This is a genomic window from Streptomyces sp. NPDC055632 (assembly GCF_053618675.1).
Map to the genome: position 1 here is coordinate 331,524 of NZ_JBSHHY010000005.1, position 17,331 is coordinate 348,854.

The 17,331-nt window shown below is 74.6% G+C and carries 11 protein-coding genes and 2 pseudogenes; 6 read left to right on the top strand and 7 right to left on the bottom strand.

Annotated features, from left to right (window positions below; translation table 11 throughout):
- The first annotated feature begins 163 nt into the window (after positions 1 to 163).
- Positions 164 to 2,701 (top strand): ATP-dependent Clp protease ATP-binding subunit, encoded by a 2,538-nt coding sequence (locus tag ACWGSR_RS10655; protein WP_453565360.1) that lies wholly within the window; start codon positions 164 to 166, stop codon positions 2,699 to 2,701.
- A gap of 11 nt (positions 2,702 to 2,712) precedes the next feature.
- Here the strand turns inward: ACWGSR_RS10655 and ACWGSR_RS10660 are convergent, their stop codons facing one another.
- From ACWGSR_RS10660 to ACWGSR_RS10670, 3 genes and pseudogenes are all read right to left on the bottom strand, one after another.
- Positions 2,713 to 3,642, bottom strand: coding sequence for a LysR family transcriptional regulator (locus tag ACWGSR_RS10660; RefSeq protein ID WP_453565363.1), 930 nt, complete (start codon positions 3,640 to 3,642; stop codon positions 2,713 to 2,715).
- Positions 3,643 to 3,701: 59 nt separating this feature from the next.
- On the bottom strand, positions 3,702 to 4,538 hold the full coding sequence (gene fdhD, locus ACWGSR_RS10665; protein WP_376230836.1) for a formate dehydrogenase accessory sulfurtransferase FdhD: 837 nt from the start codon (positions 4,536 to 4,538) through the stop codon (positions 3,702 to 3,704).
- Between the two features lie 96 nt (positions 4,539 to 4,634).
- A pseudogene (locus ACWGSR_RS10670) lies at positions 4,635 to 5,792 on the bottom strand (molybdopterin dinucleotide binding domain-containing protein); the annotation flags it as partial.
- Between ACWGSR_RS10670 and ACWGSR_RS10675 the strand changes: the two are divergent.
- Positions 5,793 to 7,316, top strand: a pseudogene (locus tag ACWGSR_RS10675) (FUSC family protein); the annotation flags it as partial.
- Here ACWGSR_RS10675 and ACWGSR_RS10680 read toward each other — a convergent pair.
- Positions 7,291 to 9,477: an FdhF/YdeP family oxidoreductase gene (locus ACWGSR_RS10680; protein WP_453565417.1), complete on the bottom strand. Its 2,187-nt coding sequence runs from the start codon at positions 9,475 to 9,477 to the stop codon at positions 7,291 to 7,293. The pseudogene ACWGSR_RS10675 and the gene ACWGSR_RS10680 sit on opposite strands and share 26 nt — an antisense overlap.
- 565 nt (positions 9,478 to 10,042) lie before the next feature.
- Here ACWGSR_RS10680 and ACWGSR_RS10685 point away from each other — a divergent pair.
- The 3 genes from ACWGSR_RS10685 to ACWGSR_RS10695 are packed head-to-tail and all read left to right on the top strand — an operon-like array spanning position 10,043 to position 11,829.
- On the top strand, positions 10,043 to 11,023 hold the full coding sequence (locus ACWGSR_RS10685; RefSeq protein ID WP_453565366.1) for a Dyp-type peroxidase: 981 nt from the start codon (positions 10,043 to 10,045) through the stop codon (positions 11,021 to 11,023).
- 5 nt (positions 11,024 to 11,028) lie between these two features.
- On the top strand, positions 11,029 to 11,190 hold the full coding sequence (locus ACWGSR_RS10690) for a hypothetical protein (RefSeq protein ID WP_453565368.1): 162 nt from the start codon (positions 11,029 to 11,031) through the stop codon (positions 11,188 to 11,190).
- A gap of 3 nt (positions 11,191 to 11,193) precedes the next feature.
- The gene (locus ACWGSR_RS10695) at positions 11,194 to 11,829 is read left to right on the top strand and encodes a DUF1345 domain-containing protein (RefSeq protein WP_453565370.1); all 636 of its coding nucleotides are present in this window, start codon (positions 11,194 to 11,196) and stop codon (positions 11,827 to 11,829) included.
- Positions 11,830 to 11,862: 33 nt separating this feature from the next.
- On the opposite strand, the gene ACWGSR_RS10700 is transcribed toward ACWGSR_RS10695, so the two are convergent.
- Both ACWGSR_RS10700 and ACWGSR_RS10705 read right to left on the bottom strand, forming a co-directional pair.
- Positions 11,863 to 12,714, bottom strand: a complete 852-nt coding sequence (locus tag ACWGSR_RS10700; RefSeq protein WP_453565372.1) for a hypothetical protein — start codon at positions 12,712 to 12,714, stop codon at positions 11,863 to 11,865.
- Between the two features lie 7 nt (positions 12,715 to 12,721).
- Entirely contained in the window at positions 12,722 to 13,186 is a 465-nt protein-coding gene (locus tag ACWGSR_RS10705) for a GreA/GreB family elongation factor (RefSeq protein ID WP_376230841.1), read from the bottom strand.
- Positions 13,187 to 13,370: 184 nt separating this feature from the next.
- Between ACWGSR_RS10705 and ACWGSR_RS10710 the strand changes: the two genes are divergently transcribed.
- Positions 13,371 to 14,102, top strand: a complete 732-nt coding sequence (locus ACWGSR_RS10710) for a maltokinase N-terminal cap-like domain-containing protein (protein ID WP_453565375.1) — start codon at positions 13,371 to 13,373, stop codon at positions 14,100 to 14,102.
- Here the strand turns inward: ACWGSR_RS10710 and ACWGSR_RS10715 are convergent.
- Positions 14,092 to 17,166 (bottom strand): AAA family ATPase, encoded by a 3,075-nt coding sequence (locus tag ACWGSR_RS10715; RefSeq protein WP_453565420.1) that lies wholly within the window; start codon positions 17,164 to 17,166, stop codon positions 14,092 to 14,094. The genes ACWGSR_RS10710 and ACWGSR_RS10715 overlap by 11 nt on opposite strands.
- Positions 17,167 to 17,331: the final 165 nt, after the last annotated feature.

Consider the following 17,331-nt stretch of genomic DNA (forward strand, 5'->3'; position numbering starts at 1 on the left):
CGGAGCCCCGCCCTCACCGGCTTCCGAGGCCCGCCCGCACCCCGCCCTCACCCGGCCCGGACCCGTGTCCGTTCCGTTTGCGGAGCGGTGTACATGGCGTTTCAGTGAGAAGGATTCCCCCCGCTCGGTGAGAGGGATCCCCCCGCGCTTCTCTGGAGCAGACATGTCGATGGCGTTCGGTTCCCCCTTCGGTTCCTCCGATCCGTTCAGCGAGATGCTGAACCGGTTCTTCGGCATGTCGCCGGCCTCCTCGCCCCCGGCCGTGCAACGCGTCCCCATCGGAAGGCTCCTCACCGAGTCCTCGCACGAACTGCTCAACCTGGCCACCCGCAAGGCGGTCGAGGACGGCACGTCCGACCTCGACACCGAGCACCTGCTGTGGGCCGCCACCCAGGTCGACCCCTCCCGAAGGCTGCTCGCCCAGGGCGGCGTGGACCCCGACACCCTCGCGAACCGGATCGCCGAGGTGCTGCCCCGGGAGTCCGCCGAGCCCTCCTCGGAGCCCGGCCTCACCCCGGCGGCCAAGCGCACCCTCGCCCTCGCCCACGCCCGCTCGCAGGCCTCCGGCGTGTCGTACATCGGCCCCGAGCACATCCTCGGCGCCCTCCTCGGCGACCCCGACTCCGGCGCCTCCCGCTTCCTGCGCGCCGAGGACCTGGACGTCTCGAAGCTGCGCGGCGCCGCGGACCAGGCGGCCTTCGGCGGCGAGGGCGCCCCGGCGGCCCCGAAGCAGCCGGCCACCACCCTCGACGAGTTCGGCCGGGACCTCACCGAGGAGGCGAAGGCCGGGAAGCTCGACCCGGTGGTCGGGCGGGCCGAGGAGATCGAGCAGACCATCGAGATCCTCTCCCGGCGCTCCAAGAACAACCCGGTCCTCATCGGCGAGCCCGGCGTCGGCAAGACCGCCATCGTCGAGGGCCTCGCCCAGCGCATCGTGGCGGGCGAGGTGCCCGACACCCTCAAGGACAAGCGGGTCGTCTCCCTCGACCTCTCCGGGATGGTGGCCGGAGCCCAGTACCGCGGACAGTTCGAGGAGCGCCTGAAGAAGGTCATCGAGGACGTCCAGAAGGCGCAGGGCGACATCGTCCTCTTCATCGACGAGCTGCACACGGTCGTCGGCGCCGGCGCCACCGGCGAGGGCTCGATGGACGCCGGCAACATGCTCAAGCCGGCCCTCGCCCGCGGCGAGCTGCACGTGGTCGGCGCGACCACCATCGACGAGTACCGCAAGCACATCGAGAAGGACGCCGCCCTCGAACGCCGCTTCCAGCCCGTCCTGATCCCCGAGCCGACCGTCGAGGAGACCGTGCAGATCCTCGAAGGGCTGCGGGACGCCTACGAGGCGCACCACCAGGTCCGCTTCGCCGACGGCGCCCTCGCCGCCGCCGCCGAGCTCTCCGACCGCTACATCAGCGACCGCTTCCTGCCCGACAAGGCCATCGACCTGATGGACCAGGCCGGCGCCCGGGTGCGGCTGCGCAGCGGCGGCCGCTCCACCGAGGTCGTCAGCCGCGAGGACAGGCTCGCCAAGCTGCGCCGCGAGAAGGACCAGGCCGTCGCGGGCGAGGAGTTCGAGAAGGCCTCCGGCCTGAAGCGGCAGATCGCCGAGGTCGAGGGCGAGCTCGCGGGCATCGAGGAGCGGCGCGAGGGCGTCGTCTCCGTCACCGCCGGCGACATCGCCGACATCGTCTCCCGCCGCACCGGCATCCCGGTCTCCCAGCTCACCGCCAGCGAGAAGGAGAAGCTCCTCAGGCTGGAGGAGGAGATGCACGCCAGGATCGTCGGCCAGGACGAGGCGGTCACGGCGGTCTCCGAGGCCGTGCGCCGCAACCGGGCCGGCATGGGCGACCCCGACCGGCCCGTGGGCTCCTTCCTCTTCCTCGGACCCACCGGCGTCGGCAAGACCGAACTCGCCAAGACCCTCGCCGACCTGCTCTTCGGCGACGAGGACCGGATGATCCGGTTCGACATGAGCGAGTTCCAGGAGAAGCACACGGTCGCCCGGCTCGTCGGAGCGCCTCCCGGGTACGTGGGCTACGAGGAGGCCGGCCAGCTCACCGAGAAGGTCCGCCGCCAGCCCTACAGCGTGGTGCTGTTCGACGAGATCGAGAAGGGCCACCCGGACGTCTTCAACACCCTGCTCCAGATCCTCGACGACGGGCGCCTCACCGACGGGCAGGGCCGCACGGTCGACTTCCGCCACTGCGTCGTCATCATGACGTCCAACATCGGCGCCCACCGCATCCTCGACCACGAGGGCGACGCGGCCGAGCTCAAGGACCAGCTGATGGAGGACCTGCGGGGGCGCTTCCTGCCCGAGTTCCTCAACCGCATCGACGACATCATCGTCTTCCACAGCCTCACCGAGGAGGACCTGTCGGAGATCGTCGGCCACCTCCTGGACCGCAGCAAGCACCGCGTCCACGCGCAGGGCATGACCCTGGACGTCACCGAGGCGGCGAAGAAGCTCCTCGTCGCCCACGGCTACCAGCCCGCGTTCGGCGCCCGGCCGCTGCGCCGCACCATCCAGACGGAGCTCGACAACCGGGTCGCCTCCCTGCTGCTCGGCGGCGACGCCGGGCCCGGCGACACGATCGTCGCCGACGTGGCGGACGACTCGATCCACTGCACGGTCCGCAAGGGCGACGCCGGGGGCGGCGCGCACCGCGAGGACGCGGAGAGCCCCGCCGAAGCGGCGTAGGCTCCCCGCCCTCACCTCTGTACGGGGTCTCCCGGCAGGCGGTCCAGGGCGGCGGCGACGTCGGTGCGGCCCGCGACCTCCCGGAGGGCGCGGGCCGTCACCGACTCCGGGTCCCGGGCCACGGTCACCAGACCGACCGGCACCGCCCGCGCGGGCCCGTCCATCGGCACCGCCCGCATGCCGTACGGCACGCCGAAGACGTGCAGCCAGGTGTGCGGCACGACGCCGGCCCACCGGTCGGTCCTGACGTGCGCGAAGAGCGTCGCCACGGAGTCCGTCTCGACCCGGGGCGACGGCCGCACCCCCGCCTCCGCGAACAGCCCGTCGAGGACCCGGCGCCCCTGCATGGCCCCGGTCAGCAGACAGAGCGGAAGCCGCGCGGCCTCCGCCCAGGTCGCCGCCGCGCGGTCGTCGGGGGCGTCGGCGGCGCCGGTGAGGAGCACGTACCGCTCCTCGTACAGCGGAACCGTCTCGAAGCCCTCCCCGATCCCCTCGTGCAGGTACGTGATCCCGGCGTCGAGCTCGAAGCTCCGCAGCCGGCGCAGGACGTCCTCCGCCCGGAGGTCCGTCGTCACCTCCACGGTCACCAGCGGGTGCGCCCGGCAGAACGGGGCCGTGAGCAGGGCGACGGCCCCCGAGGCGGTCGGCACCGCGCCGATCCGCATCCGCCCGCCGAGCCCGGTGCGCAGGGCGCCGACCTCGCTCGTGAGGGCGTCGCGGTCGGCCAGGATCCGCCGCGCCCACACCACGATCCGCTCGCCCTCGGGAGTCAGCCCCTCGTACGCCCGGCCGCGCAGCACCAACGGGACGTCGAGCTCGTCCTCCAGTTTCCGGATCGCCTCCGAGAGCGCGGGCTGGGAGACGTGGCACGCCCGGGCGGCGCGGGCGAAGTGGCGCTCCCGCGAGAGGGCCACCAGGTACTCGAGTTGACGGAACAGCACCCCCCGGGTCTACCGGACCCTCTCCGGGAACGCCAGTCGGAGGTCCGGCCGCAGGGCGGTCAGGCCACCGGCACGGTCTCCAGGCGCTCGTCCCCGCAGTACACGTTCATCGACGCGCCCCGCAGGAACCCGACCAGGGTCAGTCCGCTCTCCGCCGCCAGGTCCACGGCGAGCGAGGAGGGCGCGGAGACGGCCGCGAGCATCGGGATCCCCGCCATCACCGCCTTCTGCACCAGCTCGAAGGAGGCCCGGCCGCTCACCATCAGGACCGTCCCGCGCAGCGGCAGCAGCCCCGACCGCAGGGCGTGCCCGACGACCTTGTCCACGGCGTTGTGCCGGCCGACGTCCTCCCGCAGGCAGAGCAGCTCGCCCCCGGCCGAGAAGAGCCCGGCCGCGTGCAGACCGCCCGTGCTGTCGAAGACCCGCTGGGCCGCCCGCAGCCGGTCGGGGAGGGCCGTGAGCACCTCCGGGCCGATCCGCAGCGGGTCCTCCGCGACGGACCAGGCGGCCGTCGTGCGCACCGCGTCCAGACTGGCCTTGCCGCACAGGCCGCACGAGGACGTCGTGTAGAAGTTCCGCTCCAGGGAGGCGTCGGGGGCGGCCACGCCCGGCGCCAGGGCGACGTCGACCACGTTGTACGTGTTGCCGCCGTCGGAGGTGGCGCCCGCGCAGTACCGGATCCCGGCCACGTCCCCGGCCGCGTGCGCCACGCCCTCGCTCACCAGGAACCCGGCCGCGAGGTCGAAGTCGTCGCCCGGAGTGCGCATCGTCACGGTCAGCGGACGCCCGCCGACCCGGATCTCCATCGGCTCCTCGGCGGCCAGCGTGTCCGGGCGGTAGGAGGCCCCTCCCTCCCGCACGCGCAGGACGCGCCGCCGCGCGGTCACTCGTCCCATGGTTCTTCCTTCCTCGGGCTCCGGCTCCGCATCGGGCTCCGGCCGCCCCTCGCTCCGGCCCGGGGGTCCGTGCGCCGGACCCCCGGGTCCACGGTGTCACGCCGGTCGTACGGGAGCATCCGCGGGTTCCAGACGGATCACGACGCCCTTGGAGGTCGGGCAGTTGCTGACGTCGGCGACGCTGTCCAGCGGCACCAGGACGTTGGTCTCCGGATAGTAGGCCGCGGCGGAACCGCGGCTCGTCGGGTACGCGACCACCCGGAAGCCCTCCGCGCGCCGCTCCCGGCCGTCGTGCCAGACGCCCACCAGGTCCACCGCGGCGCGGTCCTCGATGCCGAGCTCCGCCAGGTCGGCGGGGTTGACCATCACCACCCGGCGGGCGTCGTGGATGCCCCGGTAGCGGTCGTTCGGCGCGTACCAGACGGTGTTCCACTGGTCGTGCGAGCGCAGGGTCTGCAGCAGCAGGTGTCCCTCGGGGACGTGCGGCATCGTGAACGCGTTGCACGTGAAGACGGCCCTGCCGCTCGGGGTGGGGAAGACCCCCGCGTTCACCGGGTTGGGCAGGTGGAAGCCGCCGGGCACCGACACCCGGGCGTTGAAGTCCTCGAAGCCCGGCACGACCCGCGCGATCCGGTCGCGGACGGCGCCGTAGTCGCGCTCGAACAGCTCCCACGGGACCGCAGGCTCGTCACCCAGGGTCGCGCGCGCCAGCCGGGCGACGATCGCGACCTCGCTGAGCAGGTGCGGGGAGGCGGGCGGCAGCTTGCCCCGGGAGGCGTGGACGTCGCTCATCGAGTCCTCGACGGTCACGAACCGCTCGACGCCGTCCCGCACGTCCCGGTCGCTGCGGCCGAGCGTGGGCAGGATCAGGGCGGTCTCCCCGCACACGGTGTGGGAGCGGTTCAGCTTGGTGGAGACGTGCGCGGTCAGCCGGCAGCCGCGCATCGCCTCCTCCGTCACCGCGCTGTCCGGGGTGGCCCGGACGAAGTTGCCGGCGACCCCGAGGAAGACCTTCGCGCGCCCCTCGTGCATGGCCCGGATGCCGTCCACCGCGTCCAGGCCGTGGTGCGCGGGCGGCATGAAGCCGAACTCGCGCCCCAGGGCGTCCAGGAACTCCCGCGGCATCCGCTCCCACACGCCCATCGTGCGGTCGCCCTGGACGTTGCTGTGGCCGCGCACCGGGCACACGCCCGCGCCGGGCCGGCCGATGTTGCCGCGCGCCAGGAGGAAGTTGACCACCTCGCGGATGGTGGGGCCGTCGCCATGACCGCCTGCGTGGGCTGCGGGACGGCGCTCGCCGCCCGGGCGCACCCCCTGGACGGGGGAGCGGGCGCCGCCGTGACGGTCGCGGCGACGGCCGTGGTGGCCGGGTTCGCCAAGCTCGCCTGCGACGCGGCCCGGCTGCCCGGCCTCGGCGCGGTGCTGCTGCTGTTCTCCTTCGCCGTGGGGGCCAACAGCGTCTCCGCCTTCTCCGACGTCCTGCCGCACGCGGCCCTGGCCGCGACCGGCGCCCTGGTCCTGGCCGTGGCGGGACGGTTCGTGCACCCGGACCGGCCGCAGCGGCTCGCCGTGGCCGCCGCCCTGCGCGAACTCGCCGACCTGTGCGAGCGGGGCGGCAGGTCCGCGCGGCACCGGGCCACGGCCGCCGTGCTCCAGGCGTACCGGACCCTCGGCGTCCTGCCCCCGCCGGGCGCCGACCGGCGCGGCCGGGACGACACCTGCGTACGCCTCGCCGACCTCTCCTGGTCCCTCCTGGTCGGCTCGGCCCGCCGCCCGCCCGCCGACCCCCTCGGCCTGGCGCGGACCCTGCGCGGCCAGGTCGCGCTGCTCGTCGCCCGGGGCCGGCGCACCCCGCCCGTACTGCCCGGCCTGACGCGGCCGCACCCGGGCGGCCCGGACCGGGCCGGGGAGCCCCCCGTCCGCCCCGGCCCGGTCCCGGCCGACCCGGTCACCCGCCACGCCGCCGAGCCGCGCGTGGCGCACCTGGTGACGGGCCCGCCCCACGCCCGTACCGCCGTCCTGCTCGTCCCCGCCCTGCGGATGGTCCTCGGCACCGGCCTCGCGGGCGGCGCGGCCCTCCTCCTCGGCCTGGGCCACGGCTACTGGGCGGCGATCTCCGCCACCGCCGTCCTGCACTCGGTCAACGTGCGCACGGCGGCCCAGCGGGCCGTGCAGCGCACCCTGGGCACGGTCGCCGGGCTGCTGCTCGCGTTCGGCGTCCTCGCCCTGCGCCCCGGCCCGGTGGCGCTCGTCCTGGTGATCGTGCTCCTCGAGTTCCTGCTCGAACACGTCGTCGCCCGGAACTACGGCCTCGGCGTCGTCTTCCTCACCCCGCTGGCGCTGCTGCTCAGCGAACTGGCCGACCCCGAGCCCGCCGGGACCCTGGTGCGGGACCGGGCCCTCGGCAGCCTCCTCGGGGTCCTCGTCGGGCTGGGCTGCGCGCTCCTCGTGGTCCACGACCGGGCGGCCGTACGGGCGGCGCGCGCCCTCGCCGCCTGCGAGGAGGCGGCGGAACGGGCCGAGCGGGTGCTGCGCGAGGGCGCGGTCCGGTCGTACCCGGTCGTCCAGACGCGTCTGGCGGCGGCCGTGGTGGAGCTGCGGGAGGCGGACGACGCCGCGGCGGGCGAGCTCTGGCCGGCCGAGATCGACCCGGTCGAGCTCGCGGCCGCCGAGCGGCGCGCCCACCTCCTCCTGGAGCGGCTCGTCCGCTCCGGCCGAGCCCCGTCCCCGTCCCCGTCCCCGTCCTCGGGCCTCAGGCCGCCGCGGGGGCGATGGTGACCCTGACGTGCTTCATGATCGGCTGGTCGCTCTGGGTGCTGTAGTCGTCCAGCGCGCACAGGACGTTCATCTCGGGCATGTAGCCGGCCGCGCACCCCCGGGGGATGTCGTACGGGACGGCGAGGTAGCCGTTCAGGCGCCGGTGGCTGCCGTCCCGCGCGGTGCTCGTGATGTCCACCGCGCCCATGTCGGCGATGCCGCGCTCGCGCATGTCGGACCGGTTCATGAAGACGAGCGTGCGCAGGTTCTTGACGCCCCGGTAGCGGTCGTCGTCGGAGTAGATCGTGGTGTTCCACTGGTCGTGGGAGCGCATGGTCCCCAGGGCCAGCTCGCCGGGGGCGGGCAGCACGTCGGGCAGTGCGGAGGAGGAGAACTCGGCCTGACCGGACGCGGTGAGGAAGACCAGTTCGCGGGCGGGCTGCTTGATGCGGAAGCCCAGCGGCAGGCGCACCCGCCGGTTGAAGTCCTCGAAGCCGTCGAGCGCCCGGGCCATGGTGTCCCGGATGCGGTCGTAGTCCTCGACGTACCACTCCCACGGCGTGGCGCTGTCCGGCAGCGCGGCCCGGGCCATGCCCGCGATGATCGCCGGCTCGGAGAGCAGGTGCGGCGAGGCGGGGCGCTTCATGCCGACCGACATGTGCACCATGCTCATCGAGTCCTCGACCGAGGTGCTCTGGATCCCCTTGCGCTGGTGGTCCTTCTCGGTCCGGCCGAGGCAGGGCAGGATCAGCGCCCGCCGCCCGTGCACGACGTGGCTGCGGTTCAGCTTGGTGCTCACCTGGACGGTCAGCTCGCAGTTGCGCAGCGCCTCGTAGGTGACCGGGGTGTCGGGGGCCGCGAGCGCGAAGTTGCCGCCCATGCCGACGAAGACCTTGATCTCCCCGTCGCGCATGGCCCTGATGCTGGCGACGGTGTCCTTGCCGTGCTCACGGGGCGGGTCGATCCCGCAGACCTCGGCGAGGCGGTCCAGGAACGCCGCGGTGGGCCGGTGGTCGATGCCGCAGGTGCGGTTGCCCTGGACGTTGCTGTGTCCGCGCACGGGGGAGGGGCCCGCGCCCTCGCGGCCCAGGTTGCCGCGGAGCAGCAGCAGGTTGACGATCTCGCGGACGGTGTCGACGCCGTGTTCGTGCTGGCTGACCCCCAGGCACCAGCTGATGACGGTGCGGTCGGCCTCGCGGTAGACGCGGGCCGCCTCCAGGATGTCGTCCCGGCTCAGCCCCGACTGGGTCTCCAGCTCCTCCCACGGGGTCGCCTCGCACACCGCCCGGTACTCCTCGAAACCGCTGGTGTGCCGTTCGACGAACTCCCGGTCCAGGGCCTTGGGGTCGGTCGCGGACTGCTCCAGCACCGCCTTGGCCATGCCCCGCAGCAGCGCCATGTCGCCGCCGACGCGCACCTGGAGGTTGAGGGTGCCGGTCCGGGTGGAGTGGAAGGTGGCCATGTCCTTGAAGTCGTGCGGGATGATCGCGCGGGTGGCCGCCGCCTCGACGAGCGGGTTGACGTGCACGATCTGCGCGCCGCGGTGGTACGCCTCCGTGAGGGAGGTCAGCATCCGGGGCGCGTTGGAGGCGGCGTTGACGCCGATGACGAAGAGCGCGTCGGCGGTCTGCCAGTCCTCCAGGTCGACGGTGCCCTTGCCGGTCCCCAGCGCCGCCTGGAGCGCCCGGCCGCTGGCCTCGTGGCACATGTTGGAGCAGTCGGGCAGGTTGTTGGTGCCCAGCTCGCGGGCCATCAGCTGGTAGAGGAAGGTGGCCTCGTTGCCGAGCCGGCCGGAGGTGTAGAAGGTCGCCTCGTCCGGGTGGTCGAGCCCCCGCAGCGTGCGCCCGACGAGGGCGAAGGCGTCCTTCCAGGTGATCGGCACGTAGTGGTCGGTCTCCGGGTCGTAGACCATCGGCTCGGTGAGCCGGCCCTCGTTCTCCAGGGCGTGGTCGCTCCACCCGTCGAGCTCGGTCACCGAGTGGGCGGCGAAGAACTCGCGCCCGACCCGCTTGCGGGTCATCTCCCAGGTGACGTGCTTGATCCCGTTCTCGCAGATGTCCAGGTGCAGGCCCTTGGTGTCGTCGGGCCAGGCGCAGCCGGGACAGTCGAACCCGCCGTTCTCGTGGTTCATCTTCATGATCGCCCGGGGCCCGTCGAGCGGGAGGGCGCCCTCGCGGACCATGAAGCCGGTGACGCTCCTGGCGGCGCCCCAGCCGGCGGCGGGGTGGTGGTACGGGTGGAACTCCGGATCGCCGTCGGGGACCGGGCCCACGCGGGGCTCCAGGGTCTCGGGGGTGTCCTGGAGGGTCTCCGGCTTCTCCTGGTCGGTGCTCAAGGATCTCACCCTCTCGCCCCGCGGGGCATGGGCGGTACGGGACGGAACAGCCCCTTCGGGCAGGCTATGTCCGCCCCCGTACCCATGCCACTCGGCCCGGAAGGGCCGGCCGCGCGCGGTCGCGCGCCGTCGGGTCCGGAGGTGGTCGCCGTACGGGTCGCGTGCCATCCGGCCCGGAGATGACCGCCGTACGGGTCGCGCGCCGTCGGGTCCGGAGGGGGTCGCCGTACGGGCCGCGCGCCGTCCGGTCCTGAGACGGCCGCCGTACGGGCCGAGCCGCTCTCTCCCGGTGGGGGCCGCCGCGCCGGGCTGCGCGAGAGATCACGCCCACCTACGCTGGCGCTGTCTCCTGAGCACCTTTTGTCCGACTTCTCGTTCCGTTCTGCGGGGCCGTATCTCCGGCGGGAGCGCCATGGCCGTACCCCAGCCCGTCCTCGTGCCCCCTTCCCGGGCGGCCCTCTTCCTGGTGGTGACCGTCCACCCCGGCGCCGAGGCCGCCGTGCGGGACGCGCTCCAGGACGTCACCGGGCTGACCCGCTCGGTCGCCTTCCGGGCCCCCGCCGACGGCCTCACCTGCGTCGTCGGCATCGGATCCGAGGGGTGGGACCGGCTCGTCGGCGACCCGCGCCCGCGCGACCTGCACCCCTTCCCCGCCCTCCGGGGCCCCCGCCATCGCGCGCCCGCCACCCCCGGCGACCTGCTCTTCCACCTGCGGGCCCGGCGCGCGGACCTCTGCTTCGAGCTGGCCCGGCTCGTCCTCGACCGGCTGGGCGCCTCGGTGTCCGTCGTCGACGAGGTGCACGGCTTCGGCTACTTCGACGAGCGCGACCTGCTCGGCTTCGTCGACGGCAGCGAGAACCCCTCCGGCACCCTGGCGGCCGAGTCGGTCCACATCGGCACCGAGGACCCCGGCTTCGAGGGCGGCAGCTACGTCGTCGTGCAGAAGTACCTGCACGACATGGCGGCCTGGGACGCGCTCACCGTCGAGGAGCAGGAGCGCGTCATCGGGCGCGGCAAGGAGTCCAACGTCGAGATGCCCGACGACGTCAAACCCGCGAACTCGCACATCGCCCTCAACACCGTCACCGACGAGAACGGCGACGAGCGGAAGATCATGCGCGACAACATGCCGTTCGGACGGGTCGGCAGCGGCGAGTTCGGCACGTACTTCATCGGCTACGCCCGGACGCCCGCCGTCACCGAACGCATGCTGCGCAACATGTTCCTCGGGGATCCGCCCGGCAACACGGACCGCATCCTCGACTTCTCCCGGGCCGTGACCGGCGGCCTCTTCTTCGTACCGAGCGTCGACCTCCTCGACGACCTCCCCGGCGCGCCGGACACCGCCGCCCACGGGGAGTCCTTGGGCATCGGCGGCCTGAAAGGAGCCTGAGCCCCATGACGACCCCCGAGGGCACCACCGACCTGCACCGCGAACCCGCCCTGATCACCCCGATCACCCCGATCACCTCGATCACCCTGATCACCTCGATCAACTCGATCACCCCGATCAGCTCGGCCGCCCGGGCCGGCGAAGCCGTCGTCGTCCTGGAGGCCTGAGCCGTGCGCGCCCGGCTGCTCGGCGCCGTCCCCCGGCTCGTCGGGGCAGCGCTCGTCGGCGCGGCGGCCGGCCTCCTCGTCGCCGTGCCGACCCACGCGCCGCTCGGCGTCCTCGCCGGCATCGCCGTGGCGGAGACCGCCTTCGTCGTCGCCGGCTGGATCGTCCTGTGGCCCATGGACGCCACCACCACCCACCACAACGTCCGCCGCGAGGAGTTCCTGCCCGTCGTCGAGGAGCTCGCCGTCGTCGCGACCTCCCTGGCCGGTCTGGTCGGCATCATCGTGCTGCTCCTGGTCGGCCGCACCGACCTGAGCCACGCGGCGGCCGCGACGGCCCTCTGCGGCGTCTTCATGGCCTGGGCGGCGCTCCACATGATGTACGCCACCCGCTACGCGTACCACTACTACGTCCTGGAACCGGGCGGCGGGATCGACTTCAACACCAAGGTCCCGCCCCGGTACAGCGACTTCCTCTACTTCAGCTTCAACCTCGGCATGACCTACCAGGTCTCGGACACCAACGTCTCCACCGCCGGGCTCCGCGCGATCGTCCTGCGCCACTGCCTGCTGTCGTACGTCTTCGGGGCCGGCATCCTGGCCACCACCATCAACCTGGTCACCGGCATCGTCACGAGCTGAGGCCCGTCCGGCGACCTCCGTTTCGGGAGGGGCTCAGCCGCGCCACCACGGCTCGCGCACGAAGCGGCTCTCCTCGGCCGTGCAGTCGAGGCCGTTCGAGACCTGCTCGGAGTCCAGGTTCCACCCCACGACACCGTCGCCCTTGCGGCCCAGCTCGATCAGGCGGTCGTCCGCCGTCCCGGCTCCGCTCGTGACCCGGCACGTCACGATCGACGTCCACGACTGCCCGTCGAGCGCCGAGGCGAAGAACAGGAACGGCAGCACCACCACGGTCAGGACCAGGGCCACCCACTGCTCGGCCCCGGCGGCCCGGCGCAGCCAGTCGGGCGGCCGGTACCCGGTGTCGTGGTGCTCCTCCCGGTCGTGCGACCGGTGCGGCCGGCGCCGTCCCGTCCGGTACTCCTCGATCACGCCCTGCCGCAGCGCGAAGGCGGCCAGCGCGGTACCCAGTCCCCACCACGGCCCGAAGAAGCACGCGTCGATGACGCCCACCGCGATCGGCGTGACGGCCGTGAGCCCCAGCCGCTGGAGCGAACGGACCCGCCCGCCGCCCACCGGCACCGCGCCGCGCGCGGCGAAGAGGGCGAAGACCACGCGGGAGACGACGACGGCGAGCACCGACCCGAGGAGCGGATCGGTGATCACCATGCCGAGCAGGACGTCCGGCCAGTTCGCCGGCTCCATGCCCACGAGCACGTCGCGGACCGCGTCGCCGCCGCCGACCGTGTAGGTGACCTTGGTGACCGGCACGGCCACGACCAGCGCCACCAGGACGGTGTGCCCGGGGCCGCCCTTGCGGTCGGCCTCCCTGAACCGCTCCTGCTCCCGCTCCTGTTCCCGCCTCCGCTCCTGCTCCCGTCCCGGTCCGGCGTCCGCCTCCGGCACGGCGCCGTCAGCCGACCGAGACCACGGTCGCGGTCGCCCGGCCCCCGGGCGTCTCGTACGTGACGGTGTCACCGGCGCCGTGGCCGAGCAGCGCCTTGCCGAGCGGGCTGTCGCCGGTCACCAGGTCGGGGTCGAGCGCGTCGGCCAGCTCCGCGATCCGCACGGTGGTCTCGGTGCCGTCGTCGAACCGCACGGTCACGCTGCTGCCGACGCCGATCGTGCCGGCGGCCGGCGACGCGGCGACGGAGGCCGCCTTCAGGCGGTCCTCGATCTCCCTGATGCGCCCGTTCAGCCGGTCGGCCTCGTCGGCGCGCATCAACTCGTCGGCCTGGTCCGCCCTGTCGCCCGTCTGGTCGCCGCCGCCGTCCCGCAGGGTGGCGGTGACCGAATCGCGTTCGGCGCGCAGCTCGGCGAGCTCCTTCTCCAGCTCCTCGCGGGCGACGGCGTTGATGGGCTCGGGTCCACCGGTCATTCCTGCTCCTGTTCGGACGAGGAAGCGGCGTGAGGCCGCAAATGCCGTAAATGAGTAATTTCTGACGTTAGCAGGCACGGCGCGAGCCGGACGCGAGGACCGTCCGCACGGCCTCGTACGGCGACCGGGGAAAGGCTCGTACGGTGGGGCGGGAAAGATCCCGACCGAGAGGGAGAAACGCACCATGGCCGTCATCCACCGCACCACGATGCAGCCCACCAAGCTGGAGCTGCTCGCCGCGTGGCTGCCCACCCGCCCCTGGTACGCCGGCGGGTCCGACGGCCCGCAGTTGGTCAGGGCGGGCGGGTTCCGCCTCGACGACCCCGAGGGCGAGGTGGGCATCGAGTTCATGGTGGTGACCGACGGCACCGGCCCGGACGCGGTCGCCCACCAGGTCCCCCTGACCTACCGCGCGGACCCGCTCGCGGGCGCCGAGCGCGCCCTCGTCGGCACCTCCGAGCACGGGGTCCTGGGGAAGCGCTGGATCTACGACGGCGTCCACGACCCCGTCTTCGTCGAGCGCTTGCACGCCCTGCTCGACGGCCGCGCCGAGCCGCAGGAGCAGACCGCGACCGACACGCCCGACCTCACCGTCGCCGTCTCGCCTCTCAAGTCGGACGGCACCGGTGCGGACGCGGAACCCGTACGGGTCGAGGAGGGGCCCGACCACACCGACGTGGTGCTGCGGGAGCCCGGCGCGCCCGCGCCGCTCGTCCTGCGGCTCCGGCGCGTCCTGCGGGCCGACGGCGGGACGGCCGACGACGGGACGACCGATGACGGGACGACCGACGGCGGGACGGCCGATGACGGGACGGCCGACGGTGACCTGGCCCGGGTGACGGGCGAATGGCAGCGGCCCGACGGGACCACCGCCCGGGGCACCTACGCCACGGCGTTCACGGCCCTCACGGTCTGAGGGCCGTCGCGAGCTGCGCCCGGGAACGGACGTCGAGCTTCTGGTAGATGCGGGTGAGCCGCGCCTCGACCGTCTTCACGCTCAGGTACAGCTTCGCCGCCGCCTCCTGGTTGCTGGCGCCCTGGCCCACGAGCCGGGCCAGGCGCAGCTCCGCCTCGGTGAGGGAGGAGAGCGCGGGGACCGCCTCCTCGCTCCCCGGGCCGCCCGCCGGCCCCTCGCCCGCCGGGGTCTCGCCCGCCAGGGCCAGCCACGGCGCCGCCCCGGCCCGCTCGAACACCGACGCCGCCTCGTGCAGGGCGCCCTGCGCCGCCGACCGGCGCCTCCGGCGGCGCTCCACCCGGGCCAGGGCGATCAGCGCCCGGCCCCGCTCCAGGGGCAGCCCCGCCCGCCCGAACTCCCCGGCCGTGCGGGTCAGCAGCTCCGCCGCCTCGTCCGTGCGCCCCTCGGCCGCCAGGCACAGGGCGTACGCCCGGTCGCAGCCGAGCAGGACCGTGGGCCGCCCGAGGCGCTCCGCCACCGGCCGCACCTCCGCGAGGAGCGCCAGGGCCTCGTCGGCGGCGTCGTTCGCGAGCAGCGCCTCGGCCAGCTCCTCGTGCCAGCGGAGCATCGACGGATCCACGGTCGACTGGGCGCGCTCGTCGGCCTGCACCCGGCGCAGGGTCTCCAGGGCGGCGGCCACGTCCCCGTTGACGAGCTGGACCCGGCCGAGCGCGTACCGGCTGCGGGAGAGGAAGACCCGGTCGCCCTCCTCCTCCGAGGCCTGCACGCTGCGGCGCGCGTAGCTCGCGGCCCGCGCGAAGCTGCCGCCCGCCGTCTCCGCCAGCGCGAGCGCGTACCAGGCGGGACCGGGGGAGAGGCCCGCCTCCAGGGTGAGGGCGAGGGACTGCCCGGCGTGGGCGAGGGCCGCCGCGCACGGGCCGATCCGGGACTCGATCTCGGCCAGCGTGCGGAAGAGCTCGATGGCGTCCTCGACGGAGCCGCGCCGCTGCACCAGCGGCAGGAGCGCGCCCAGTTCGTCGCGGGCCTCCACGAGCCGGTCGTCGAAGAGGGCGTGGCGGATCGTCAGGATCTGGGCGGCGTTGCGGATGCCGAGGGGCCGCTCGGCCAGCTCCAGGGCCCGCGCCTGGGCGAGCACGGCCTCCGCGTCCGGCGAGCCGAGCGCCCGCTCCATCCGCGCCTGCACGGTCAGCGCCTGCGCGGCCGTGCGGGGGTCGCCCATCGAGGCGGCCAGCGCGGCCGATTCGACCGCCGCCGTCCGCGAGCGGTGCGGATCGCCGTCCGCGAGCACGTACTTGACGGCGAGCCGGAGCTGCACGGCGGCCCGCAGGGCGGTGTCGCCCTCGGAGTCCTCCATGGCGTGGACGTACATCTCGTCGAGGCCGGTCAGGCCCTGGCCCGCCGTGTCGAGCACGGCGAGGCGCGCCCGCACCCGGTCGGCGGGCACGGCGTCCCGGGCGAGCAGATCGGTCGCGGCCCGCATCGCGAGGTCGGCGCGGGCCGCCCGCGCGGCCTCCTCGGCCGCGTCCACGAGCCGCGCGATCCGCCGCGTGCCGTGCCGCCCCGGCGTCGACTCGGCCGCGAGCAGCGCCAGTTCGGCGGCGAGCGCGCTGTTCCCGCGCCGCCGGGCCAGGTCGGCGGCGTCCGCGACCTCGGCGGCCAGTTCCTCGTCCGGGCTTTCGGTGGCGAGCGCCCGGTGCCGCACCGCCTCCACGGGGTCGTCCACGACCTCCGCGAGGGCGGCGTGCCCGGCGCTCCGCTCGGCCCAGCAGGCGTCGTGCACCAGGGTGGAGGGCAGCAGCCCCGCGGTGAAGGTCACCGAACCGTCCTCGGCGAGCGACACCAGGTCGGCCCGTTCGGCCGCCGCCAGGTCCGCCTCCGCGTTGGGCCGCCCGGCCCGCCGCACCAGCGTCGCCGACGGACGCAGCGCCAGGGCCGCGAGCAGCAGCGTCTCCCGTACGGCGGGTGGCGCGGCGCCCAGGAGCTGGCGGGCCAGGTCGCGGGCGCGCCCGGAGAGCGTCAGGGCCTCGGCGTGGTGCACGGGGGTCCGCGCGTCGGCCAGCGAGCGGCCCACCGCGAGCGCGAGCCGCGGATTGCCGCCGCTCGCGCGGTGGATGCGGCCGGCCATCCGGGACGGCAGCCGGTGGTGGATGAGGAGCTCGGCGATCTCGTCGGCGTGCAGCGGCGGGACGCGCAGCACGTCCGCCTCCGAGGGCACCCAGAGGTGGCTGGCGTGCGGGTCCTCGGAGCGGTGCGGCTCGCCGTACGGACCACGGGCCTCCCCGTACGGCTCGGGGGTCTCCACGGCCACCACCCGCAGCGCGGGCGGCGCCAGGTGGAGGGCGAACCGCAGCAGGTCCGCGCTGTCCGCGTCCACGTGCTGCACCCCGTCGACGACGAGCAGCACGGGCCCCCGGCAGGTCAGGGTGCGCAGGATCTGCGCGATGCCGAGGCGCAGCGCGATCGGGTCCCAGCCGTCCGCGTCGATCGGCGCCTCGCGGCAGAGCATGGCGACGGCGGTGCGCTGGGGGCCGGGCAGCTCGTCGAAGACCCCGGAGGCGAACACGCCGGTGGTGTACGGGCCCGTGGCGTACGCGCCGGTGGCGTACGGATCGGCCCCGTACGCCGCAGCGGCATGCGTTCCGGCGACTCCGGCGACTCCGGGGACTCCTGCGACGGGAGCCGGGGCGGGGTGCGGGACGGCGGCCCGGTCCGCGGGGGCCCTGGGGGAGCCGAGGGCCGGGAGGACCGGGACGGGGACCCCGGGCCCGGACGCGTCGGACGGCTCGGGGCGGACGGACCCGGATCCGGGCGGGGTCACCGTCGCCGCCACGGAGGCGACGAGCGCGGCGGCCGAGGCGCCGGGTATCTCGCGGTCGGACGGCAGGGAGGCGAGCCACAGCACGGTCTCGCCGCGCGCCTCGGCGCGGGCCGCCCCGGCGAGCGCGACCTCGGTCTTGCCGACGCCAGCGGGTCCGGTGAGCAGGGCGCGGCCCCGCGTGTGCAGGGCGCGTTCCAGCCGGGCGAGGAGTTCTTCGCGGCCCACCGGCGCGGGATTCGCCCCCACGCCCGCGGGGCGCAGGGCGACGTGCGGAGCTGTCGTCACTGTCCACCACCTCCGGCCGCTCGGGCCCCCGGCCCATGAGCCCCGTGCGCAGAGAATACGGAGCCCACCGGCGGAGTCCAGGCCCCTTGTCCGGCATACGGACAGCGCGCTCCGGTGGCACGCGCT